The 11293-nt window shown below is 42.3% G+C and carries 8 protein-coding genes and 1 tRNA gene; 6 read left to right on the plus strand and 3 right to left on the minus strand.

Features of this window, described 5'->3' with window-relative positions; genetic code table 11:
- The first annotated feature begins 38 nt into the window (after window positions 1–38).
- A complete protein-coding gene (gene plsY, locus A9260_RS15755) occupies window positions 39–638 on the plus strand; it encodes a glycerol-3-phosphate 1-O-acyltransferase PlsY (protein WP_068700650.1) in 600 nt (199 codons plus the stop codon).
- Between the two features lie 251 nt (window positions 639–889).
- Here the strand turns inward: plsY and A9260_RS15760 are convergent, their stop codons facing one another.
- Together A9260_RS15760 and tsaD are read right to left on the minus strand one after the other, a co-directional pair.
- Window positions 890–1525 carry an alternative oxidase gene (locus tag A9260_RS15760; protein ID WP_068700654.1) on the minus strand — a complete coding sequence of 212 codons (636 nt, stop codon included), beginning with the start codon at window positions 1523–1525 and terminating at the stop codon, window positions 890–892.
- A gap of 171 nt (window positions 1526–1696) precedes the next feature.
- Window positions 1697–2716: a tRNA (adenosine(37)-N6)-threonylcarbamoyltransferase complex transferase subunit TsaD gene (gene tsaD / locus A9260_RS15765; protein ID WP_068700656.1), complete on the minus strand. Its 1020-nt coding sequence runs from the start codon at window positions 2714–2716 to the stop codon at window positions 1697–1699.
- 221 nt (window positions 2717–2937) lie between these two features.
- On the opposite strand from tsaD, the gene rpsU reads away from it, so the two are divergent.
- The 5 genes from rpsU (at window position 2938) to A9260_RS15790 (ending at window position 7642) form a co-directional block, all read left to right on the plus strand.
- Window positions 2938–3153 (plus strand): 30S ribosomal protein S21, encoded by a 216-nt coding sequence (gene rpsU / locus A9260_RS15770; protein WP_001145625.1) that lies wholly within the window; start codon window positions 2938–2940, stop codon window positions 3151–3153.
- Between the two features lie 25 nt (window positions 3154–3178).
- Window positions 3179–3622, plus strand: coding sequence for a GatB/YqeY domain-containing protein (locus A9260_RS15775; protein WP_068700657.1), 444 nt, complete (start codon window positions 3179–3181; stop codon window positions 3620–3622).
- 87 nt (window positions 3623–3709) lie between these two features.
- Window positions 3710–5473, plus strand: coding sequence for a DNA primase (gene dnaG, locus A9260_RS15780; RefSeq protein WP_068700660.1), 1764 nt, complete (start codon window positions 3710–3712; stop codon window positions 5471–5473).
- Window positions 5474–5569: 96 nt separating this feature from the next.
- Window positions 5570–7414 carry an RNA polymerase sigma factor RpoD gene (gene rpoD, locus A9260_RS15785; protein WP_068700662.1) on the plus strand — a complete coding sequence of 615 codons (1845 nt, stop codon included), beginning with the start codon at window positions 5570–5572 and terminating at the stop codon, window positions 7412–7414.
- Window positions 7415–7566: 152 nt separating this feature from the next.
- Window positions 7567–7642, plus strand: a tRNA-Ile gene (locus A9260_RS15790).
- A gap of 260 nt (window positions 7643–7902) precedes the next feature.
- On the opposite strand, the gene A9260_RS15795 is transcribed toward A9260_RS15790, so the two are convergent.
- On the minus strand, window positions 7903–11293 hold a 3391-nt coding region (locus A9260_RS15795; protein WP_197488359.1), incomplete at its 5' end, for a cadherin-like domain-containing protein.

Genomic DNA, 11293 nt, shown 5'->3' on the forward strand with positions numbered 1-11293 from the left:
ATTAACGCGATAATAGCTACAAAGTGTAAAGGAACCCTATGTCAGCAACGGCTCTACTCATGATTATTCTGGCCTATTTACTAGGCTCGGTGTCGAGTGCCGTCTTAATTTGCCGAGTATTTAACCTGCCAGATCCTAGAAGTTCGGGCTCAAATAACCCTGGAGCGACCAATGTTCTGAGAATTGGCGGTCGGTTACCCGCAGCACTGGTGCTAATTTTTGATATGGCGAAAGGAACCATTCCGGTATGGTCGGCCTATTATCTTGATTTACAACCGGTCATGTTAGGTCTAATTGGTATTTCTGCCTGTATCGGCCACATTTATCCGATCTTTTTCCATTTTAAAGGGGGAAAAGGCGTGGCAACAGCGGTTGGAGCAATAGCGCCCATTGGGTTTGATCTCACCGGCATGCTAATGGGCACTTGGTTAATTACCGCATTAGTTTCTCGGTATTCTTCACTCGCGGCCTTAGTTACCGCTCTCATCGCTCCGTTTTATACTTGGATGATTAAACCGCAATACACCCTGCCTGTAGCCATGCTCTGTTGCCTTATTATTTGGCGTCATCAAGGTAATATAAAACGTTTATTGGCTGGAGATGAACCCAAATTGGGATCAAAGAAAAATCAGAGTTAAAAAAACCAGCCTCAAAGGGCTGGTTCTGCTGGGTGAGATCACGAACGTTATTTGAACAAAATCATGTGCATTATCGGAACAAGTCTTTGTGGCATGGATGCCACAATGAAGCCATCAAGGATGATTTCACGGCGTCTTGTGGAGATGATGCACATGATTGGTCGAAAAGCGTTCACTCATGCGTTCGCCCTAGCTGGTTCTGTTATTCAAATCAATTAGTCAACCAATTATAACCAATCAATCAAAGAGCATTAGCTCTGATGCGCAGGAAGATCACGCGATTGGTATGAGTCAGCAAATTCGTGATTTCTGTCTCGATGCTTAGCTTCGTCTTCACGAATCAATAAGATCACATCTCTTAATTTAGCATCCGCAGGCAAATTATAGTATTTAGTCGCAATTTCTGGCGCAATTACATTTTCAATCTCACCACAATCAATTTTCTCTAAATACTCGGTATAACTTTTACACGCCTCTTCTTCGAAGTAACCCACAATACGATGCGCAATTTTTGAAGATAGAAGATAAAGTGTGCCATACACAACAATAAACGTACCTTGCCCTAAAAGGACTAACAAACGCTCAACCCAACTAGGCTTAGCGATATCAAGAAAGATCATCAAGTGCATACGTTCGTTTTCTGCTTCATCGAGTAACTCTCGAATCCAACCCTCATCATCTTTCATTCGGCGCAGTGCTTTAAGGTGATTACACATACCTGCCACCATGCCAGGAACAGCGGCAATTGTTTCAAGGATCACGGCTCTTTTAGCGTATTTTTTTCCATAAAATACATTCAAAGTGAATTTTAATATTTGGGTGATTTTATAAGCAATATAATCGCTTACTTTCTTAGTCGTTCGGTGAGTTACTTGGAAGTCTGTCATGTTGCTTCGCTTTTCAATCTAAAGATGCATTTAATATACCTTTTTATTGATCTAGCGCAAGCCTTTGTTAAATAAGCGTTTAAAGTTTAAACTATTTTCAATCTAAAATGATTTAAACATAAAAAAAGCGCCCTACAAATGAGAGCGCTTAAACAGATCTAGGTCTTAAAGCTAATCAGTAACGGGTTTAAGTTGATCGATTGGCCAGCGAGGCTGTGCTTTTACAGCAAGATCCGATGTTTCACCATTCTTCAAACGTTGCATACCCGCATAAGCAATCATCGCACCATTATCGGTACAAAATTCAGTACGCGGATAATAGACTTCACCACCGACCTTTTTAGCCAGTGCAGCAAGCTCTAAACGCAATTGCTTATTGGCACTAACGCCACCGGCAATCACGATGCGCTTCATACCCGTTTGTAACAAGGCACGCTTACATTTAATCACGAGAGTCGCACAGACCGCCTCTTGAAAGGCGTAAGCAATGTCAGCGCGAGTTTGATCATCATTGTCATTAGCCGAAATAGTATTAGCGGCAAATGTTTTTAGCCCAGAGAAACTCATATCAAGACCTGGTCTATCTGTCATAGGACGAGGGAATTTAAAGCGCCCTGGGGTTCCTTTTTCAGCTAAACGTGACAATAATGGCCCACCAGGATAGTCCAAACCCATTAATTTAGCGGTTTTATCAAACGCCTCACCTGCTGCGTCATCAATCGATTCCCCTAAAATATGGTACTCACCAATCGCCTTTACTTGCACAATCATGGTGTGACCACCCGAAACTAATAGAGCAATAAAAGGAAACGGCGGTGGGTTATCCTCTAGCATTGGAGCAAGTAAATGACCTTCCATGTGATGCACAGGCACTGCTGGGACATCCCATGCATACGCAATACTGCGACCAATAGTGGCTCCCACAAGTAATGCTCCCACAAGACCCGGACCTGCCGTATAAGCAATACCATCAATGTCATCAGAGGTTAAGTTGGCTTCTTTTAACGCTTCTTTTATCAGTGGAATGGTTTTTTTCACATGATCGCGAGAGGCTAATTCTGGAACCACACCACCGTAATCGGCGTGCAGTTTTACTTGGCTATACAGTTGGTGGGATAGCAAACCTTTTTCATCATCATAAATAGCAATGCCTGTTTCATCACAGGAGGTTTCAATACCTAAAATACGCATACATTTCTCGCGAGGTCTCTAATATGTGGCAAGTTTACCTTGTCCTAATTGTTCAAACAAATAATTGATCGTTTTCTCCGCAATAAAATACTTTACAAACACTATCAGTTCGGATTAAAATTCCGCACCATTTTTGATCAAACTGGTAATTCCCCCTGCAAGTTTATTTGCCCGGAAAGTGGAACCCAGTATTAACGAATAACCCCTGAGGTGAAAGGCATATGCCAGTAGTTAAAGTACGTGAAAACGAACCGTTCGACGTAGCTCTACGTCGCTTTAAGCGCTCTTGCGAAAAAGCAGGTATTCTTTCTGAAGTGCGTCGTCGTGAGCACTATGAGAAACCAACTACAGTTCGTAAACGCGCTAAAGCAGCAGCTCAAAAGCGTCACGCTAAGAAGCTAGCTCGCGAAAACGCACGTCGCGTTCGTCTTTACTAGTCCCCAATTTAATTAGGAACTAGTAATGGCTCTTATTGATAATCTCAAAGAAGAGCAAAAATCAGCGATGAAAGCCAAGGACAAACCGCGCCTTGGCACTATTCGTTTAACCTTAGCCGCAATTAAACAGCGTGAAGTCGACGAGAGGATTACTCTGACCGACGATGATATCATTGCTGTGATGACTAAAATGGTTAAACAACGTCGCGATTCTGTCGCTCAATACGAATCTGCCGGTCGTCAAGATCTTGCTGATGTTGAGAAAGCTGAAATTACAGTACTTGAGGAATTTATGCCTCAACCGCTATCTGAAGAAGAAGTAACTGCGTTAGTTGATAATGCAATCACTGAATCTGGTGCTGCGGGCATGCAAGACATGGGTAAAGTAATGGGCGTTCTCAAACCTCAAATTCAAGGGCGCGCAGATATGGGTCAAGTAAGTGGTTTAGTTCGTTCTAAACTCGCTTAGACCCAGATTAAAAATTAAAGCAAGCCGTGCTTTCTCTGAATGCACGGCTTGTTTGTATCTTGCACACAAGCATATTCTTTAGGATCTATGGCTGGACATATACCCCGTACCTTCATTGATGACCTACTTGCTCGACTGGATATTGTCGATATCGTTGACGCGCGAGTAAAACTAAAGAAAAAAGGCAAGAACTACAGCGCTTGCTGCCCATTCCATAACGAAAAAACCCCCTCTTTTAGCGTTAGCCAAGAAAAACAGTTCTACCATTGCTTTGGCTGTGGTGTGCACGGTAATGCTATCGACTTTATGATGGAATACGAACGTCTTGAGTTTGTTGAAGCCATCGATGAGCTTGCCTCACATCTTGGCATCGAAGTCCCAAGAGAACAGCGCCAAGGCAGTTTTAGCCAAGGGCCTACAGCAAATACAGAGCAAAAACGCAGCCTTTACGACCTACTTGGTAGTATTGCTAACTTTTATCGCTCTCAGCTAAAAACCAGTGCCGGAAAACCCGCGATTGAGTACCTTAAAAATCGAGGTCTTAGTGGAGAAATAGCACAAAAATTTGAAATTGGTTTCGTAGCGGATGAATGGGATTCTGTACGAAAACAATTTGGTCAACAAAAGCAGGCACAAGACGCTCTCGTGAGTGGCGGCATGTTGATAGAAAACGATAAAGGCAACCGATATGACCGTTTCCGCGGGCGTATTATGTTCCCTATTCGTGATCGCCGTGGTCGTGTTATTGCCTTTGGTGGACGAGTTATTGGTGACGGTACACCTAAGTATCTCAACTCACCAGAAACCCCGATATTCCATAAAGGCAAAGAGCTTTATGGTCTATATGAGGTTCTACAAACTCATCGTTCACCAGAGCATGTTCTTGTCGTTGAAGGTTATATGGATGTGGTCGCCCTAGCCCAGTTTGGGGTCGATTATGCCGTGGCTTCGCTTGGTACATCCACGACAGGTGACCACCTACAAATGTTGTTTCGTCAAACCAGCAACATTGTTTGTTGTTATGACGGCGACCGCGCTGGTCGCGATGCAGCATGGCGAGCGATGGAAAATGCACTACCCTTCTTAAACGATGGGCGTCAGCTTAAATTTATGTTTTTGCCTGATGGTGAAGATCCAGACACCTATATTCGTCAACATGGTAAACAAGCGTTTGAAGAGCAAGTTGCAAGTGCAACCACGCTATCTGAGTTTATGTTTCAAACCTTGATGCTACAGGTTGATACAAGCAGCAGAGAAGGAATGGCGAAATTAAGCACGCTAGCAATTCCTCTGATTAATAAAATACCCGGCGGTACATTGCGTATGTATTTACGCGAATTACTGGGTCGAAAACTGGGGTTGGTCGATGAAAGGCAACTGCAACAACTGATTGCAAAGTCAGATGAGCAATCTTCACGCCCAGCACCACACAAAAAAATTGAGCGAACACCGATGCGTGTCGTGATCGCTTTATTGCTGCAAAATCCACATTATGTGGAGTTAATGCCAAACTTAGATTCTATTAGGCAAACTCAGCTACCTGGTCTAAGTTTATTGCTCGATGTGGTTGATAAATGTATAAATCGTCCCCATATAACCACTGGCCAGTTATTAGAATGCTGGCGAAACGAGAAAGATGAACGAATATTGTCACTTCTGGCAAGCTGGGATCTTCCCACTTATCGAGAAGAAGACAATCACGACGATATTTTTTGCGATTCACTCGATAAAGTAATTTATCAGTGTATCGAAAGGCAAATTGAAACCCTACAAGCGAAAGAAAGAAGTATCGGCTTATCAGTCGATGAAAAAAGGGAGCTGCTAGCTTTAATGCTAGATTTAAAAGCATGAGACCCTCAACGCTTGTAACGTAAAAACTTTGCTATAATTACCGGTCTGCATTTCGCAAACTAGTTCCTTCACCAGACCAGAATTTGGATACCATCTATGGATCAAAATAGGCAGTCACAGCTTAAGGCACTTGTTCTTAAAGGCAAAGAGCAAGGTTATCTTACTTATGCTGAAGTTAATGACCATCTACCGCCAGAAATAGTCGACTCAGAACAAGTCGAAGATATCATTCAGATGATCAATGACATGGGCATCAAAGTGGTAGAAAACGCCACTGAGATTGATGACGACACAATCAATGACGAAAGCACCGAAGTCGACGAAGATGCTGCTGAAGCAGCTGTTGCCGCTTTAAGCACCGTTGAAAGTGAAATTGGTCGTACTACCGATCCTGTGCGCATGTATATGCGTGAAATGGGTACGGTTGAGCTTCTTACTCGTGAAGGCGAGATCGATATCGCTAAGCGTATCGAAGACGGCATTAATCAAGTTCAAGCATCTGTTGCTGAGTTTCCAGGCACAATACCGTATGTTTTAGAGCAGTTCGATAAAGTACAAGCTGAAGAACTTCGCCTAACAGATATTATCTCAGGTTTTGTAGACCCAGATGATGATGGTACAACGGCCCCTACGGCAACTCACGTTGGTTCTGAACTGGCTAAAACCGATCTTGAAGCTGATGACTCAGAAGACAAAGACGATGAGGAAGACGAAGAAGAGGAAGATACAGGTATTGATCCTGAGCTTGCTCTAGAAAAATTCACTAATCTTCGTAAGACTTACCAAGACCTACAACTTGTATCTAATACAGAAGGCCGTGATAGCGCAGCCTTTAAAGTTGCAACGTCTCGAGTTAACGATGTTTTCCGTGAATTCCGTCTGACACCAAAACAATTTGATCATCTTGTTACTCAACTTCGCACCTCAATGGAGCGAGTTCGTACACAAGAGCGTTTGATCATGCGCCAAACCGTAGAATACGGTGGCATGCCTAAGAAAGAATTTGTAAAAACTTTCACTGGCAATGAATCAAGCGATGCATGGGTAGACAAAACTCTAGCTTCTGACGCACCTTACAAAGAAAAGATTCGTCGTAACGAAGAAGACATCCGTCGCTCAATTCAAAAGCTTAAAAGCATCGAAAAAGAAACATCACTAACGGTTCAGTCTATTAAAGACATCAGCCGTCGTATGTCAATTGGTGAAGCTAAAGCTCGTCGCGCTAAGAAAGAGATGGTAGAGGCGAACTTACGTCTTGTAATCTCTATCGCGAAGAAATACACCAACCGTGGTCTACAGTTCTTGGATCTTATCCAAGAAGGTAACATCGGTTTGATGAAAGCGGTTGATAAATTTGAATACCGTCGTGGTTATAAGTTCTCAACTTATGCGACATGGTGGATTCGTCAGGCGATTACTCGTTCTATTGCTGATCAGGCGCGTACTATTCGTATCCCTGTGCACATGATTGAGACCATCAACAAGCTAAACCGTATCTCTCGTCAAATGCTTCAAGAAATGGGCCGTGAGCCACTTCCAGAAGAACTGGCAGAGCGCATGCAAATGCCAGAAGACAAGATTCGTAAAGTACTTAAAATCGCTAAAGAGCCAATCTCAATGGAGACACCAATCGGTGACGACGAAGATTCGCATCTAGGTGACTTTATCGAGGATACTACTCTAGAGCTTCCTTTAGACTCTGCAACGGCAACTAGCCTTAAGTTTGCAACTAAAGACGTTCTAGCAGGCCTAACACCTCGTGAAGCAAAAGTACTGCGTATGCGCTTTGGTATCGATATGAACACTGACCACACTCTAGAAGAGGTGGGCAAACAGTTCGACGTTACACGTGAACGTATCCGTCAGATCGAAGCAAAAGCACTACGTAAACTGCGTCACCCAAGCCGCTCAGAAACTCTGCGCAGCTTCCTAGACGAGTAGACAACAAGTCAATATGTACAAAAGGTGAGCATTAGCTCACCTTTTTTGTATCTGATGGTTTAATCGCATAAAAACTATACGTAAAAGCGCTCTATTCTCGCGACTAAATCTAGACACTCCCCCATCCATCTCATATAATCTTCACCCTACAAGGCCCCTTAGCTCAGTGGTTAGAGCACTCGACTCATAATCGATTGGTCCGCAGTTCAAGTCTGCGAGGGGCCACCAAATTATAGAAAGCGCAGCAGGTTAATACCTACTGCGCTTTTTTGTATGGGGAGCAAAAAGGGTTCACTTAGGGGTTAAGTTAGGTTTTATTTCTCTGCTACTTAATCCTCAATAATTAACTGCTGAAACTTTCATAGCAGAGCTATGTAAGTTTGCTCTCATAAATAGCGTAGAAAAACAGTATTAGTCAGCAACGGCTATATACAAAAAAACAGCCTCGCTTTCGCTTGGCTGTTTTTGATTAATGATAAAACCCTTAACTAACTATTATGATGAGCATTTGGGTCACTCAAATGATTATCCAAGTGGTCATGCGCTTTATGGTTACCATCATGAATACCCGTGTCATCAAGAGCGTTATGTTTAACATCATGATGATGTTTATCTATTTTATGCTCATGCTTATCCTCTAGCGGATTAGCAAACGCATCATGATGTGTATCTTGCCCATGATTTGGATCGTGGAAATCATCAGCTAATGGATTATGCGCAAAGTGCTTATCCATCAACTTATTATGGTCATCGTGGATTGTGTGCTCAGTTTTTACGTCTTTGGGATCGACGCCTGCCATATGAAGATATGGGTTGGCATCGTGTGATGGTTGACTATGACTCACACCATCGTTGAGATCTTCATGCTGTATATCATGCTTTGAATGCTGAACAGATTTTATCCCTTTATTATGAACCATATTTAAATATGGATTATCAACATGGCTACTTTGTTGTTTGTTATTAACTTCTGACACAGGAATATCATCGAAATTAAACGTTAATATTACATCATCAGACTGAGCCCCATTATGAATCGGTTCATCATTTTGCTGCTGAGCATGGTCATGAGCTTGCTGCGCTACCTTCTGCCAGTCACTATGTGGTGCACCACTATTATGACTGCTATCACTTCCTTTTACACTGGCCTTAACCAGACCACGATCTTTATTTACATAGATATAAACAGGATCAGTTAAGTCAGTAAATGCTGGAGATTGATCTGTGCCTCCAATCTTAACCTGTGCGTGAGCAATGAAATGATAAGTAATATCGTTAGCATCCCCAGACTTAGAATCGGCACCAACGCCATGTAAATATAACCCATGTTGAATAGCGATATCAGGGATAATTAGAACTTTTTCACCATTGGAATTAGTTTCCCAAATAGAACCACTCTGGTTTTGGGGTAAGTGTGGATCATCCTTATAACCAGGTTGAGTCGGATCTGTATGATACTTATCTAATTTTTTAGGCTCTTGATATATAACAACAAATTTATTTCCATCGAAATAACCAATCTCTGTACCGGGCTTAGTACTCGAATCTTCAGATAATAGCTCCATACGATAATGCACATTGTCGACGTGTTGCGTTAAGTGCACTGAATCTGCAAAATCTAACTTCCAGAAGTTAATACCTGCATGTTGATCTCGCGTGTACTGTGTGCTTTCTGTACCACTTTGCCCGTCATTCACACCATCACTATGCGATTGTTCTCTACTTGATCCAAAACCACTGGAGTCATAAACCAAGCGCTGTCCTTGCTGCTCCATGACTACTTTTCCACCTTGGTTCTTGATAGTGGCACCATGAATATTTATATAGTGGGTCTCAGAATTAAGCCTGCCATCAGTTACATGAAATGAAACTTCCTCATTAAATGTTACAGAATCTGGTGCTGTAAATGTTACATGCCCATTTTCAATTTCACTAATAGATAGACTGTCTCCAACATGAACTGCATAACCGTTTAATAATAGCTTTCCATGAGATGAATCTGGCAGGGTCTCAATGACAACTGATAGATGATCACCCGCATCTGGATCTGTTGGGTGTCCAAAATCTGATATAGCCATAGTATGACTGTTATTTTGTGCAACAGATACCTCTGAGTTCTCTGCTGTTGGAGCATGATTCAGTTGTGTTAGCTTCAGTATCGTTTCTATATGATTTCCTGCAACATCAGTTACCTTAACTTGAAACTGATTAGGACCAGAATTCAGATCATGTTGTGGCGTATATACCCACTCATTGCCATTATGACTAAAGCCTTTCGGCAAGCCATTCGCCCATTTCCCGTTATTGTCTAAATGTCCCCATTCACCACTTTCATTTTTTGCTGCGATACCGAGTGATTTATTTCCTTCAATAAGCTCAACCTTCCACAAATTTTCATGACTATCAATATTAGAAATCTTCAAATCTGGGCGTAAAGTACTAACTAAAAGATCATCTGCTGGCGTTACGCCACTACTTGCATGATGATACCCTGCAGGCGTGATATTTTCAGCCGGATTATTTATTGATAATATTGGTTTTTCTATATGCGTATCAATAATAATATCCGTAGCTGCACCTTGACCAACATTACCATGCTCATCATGAATTTCAGCTTGATATATGTGTGTGCCATCCACTCCAAGCTTACGTATTACACTAGAAGTCTCATCTAAATAATAGCCACTTTTAAATTGACCAAAGTGGTGTCCTGATGCGATTTCGTTGGCTTTATGAGTGTTCCCTTCTCCGATCTCATAGCGGTGTTGCTTGAACGTATCATAGATATGGACACTCTCTGAGGTCTTATCTAGCTGATTTGCAGTAAAGGAAATACCTGGTGTGCCATCTACTGTATTAAGATCATGATTACTACGGCCACCACGACCGTCAGAAATATGTGTCAAGCCGGGTTTACCCGGAGTATGAACGTGAGTATCTAATTGAGCAGAGCTTATTGAAGTACCAGTATTACCTACATTATCTTTCGCTGTTACTCTTACCTCTAACTGAGTGTTATCTCCTACTGTAAACAAGCTTGCTTGATTAGAGTTCAGATTTACTTTGTCACCATTATCATCAACAAGATCACTCAATAAATTGACATGCAATGAATAATGTCCTGGCTTCACTCCATCTAAAATATGCTGCGCAATATGATAAGTATGTGTTCCATCAGATAATGTGACATCTTCCAATGTAGCGCCAGCTTCCAAGGTACCATACAACCGGGTTTGCATCTGTTCATTAATATTAATAAAGCCGTCACCTTGGAATAGGTGAGTTGTATCAGTATGACTACGACCATCATCCAGCGTACCTGAAACAACAACATTCGTATCAAGTTCAATATGCCCTGACGCTGAGGCCGTGTTGCCTGCAGCATCTGTTGAAGTCACCTGTACCGTCAACTTACCGTCTGTCAGGCTGCTCACATCTACATTATCTAAACTAAAGTGACCATTACTATCTACCTTAGGCATATCTTTAGCAGAAATATTAACCGTGTTGCCTGCACTATCATGGATACTCAAACCCGATAATGTCGCACCCACTTCGGCTGTTCCCTCAATATGTGCACTACTGCTCTCTGCTGCATTAATAAYACCATCGCCGGTCRAACCATCTGTGATGCTTATTGATGCGGTAGTACTTAAATCCACATCAATGGTATGGCTTGCTTGCGGTGCTGGGTTACCTGCTGCATCCATAACATTCGCTGTGATAGGCAGGGGCGTCGCATCCTTAATGCCCGATAAATCCGTCGCTGGCACTGAGAGTGTCCAAGCGTTATTGCTAACAGTCGCGGTATAATCTTGACCATTAAAGCTCACGGTCACCACTTGATGATCTTCAATGCCTGAAGTCGTACCTGATATC

Source organism: Vibrio sp. UCD-FRSSP16_30 (assembly GCF_001676025.1).
Taxonomy (GTDB): Bacteria; Pseudomonadota; Gammaproteobacteria; order Enterobacterales; family Vibrionaceae; genus Vibrio.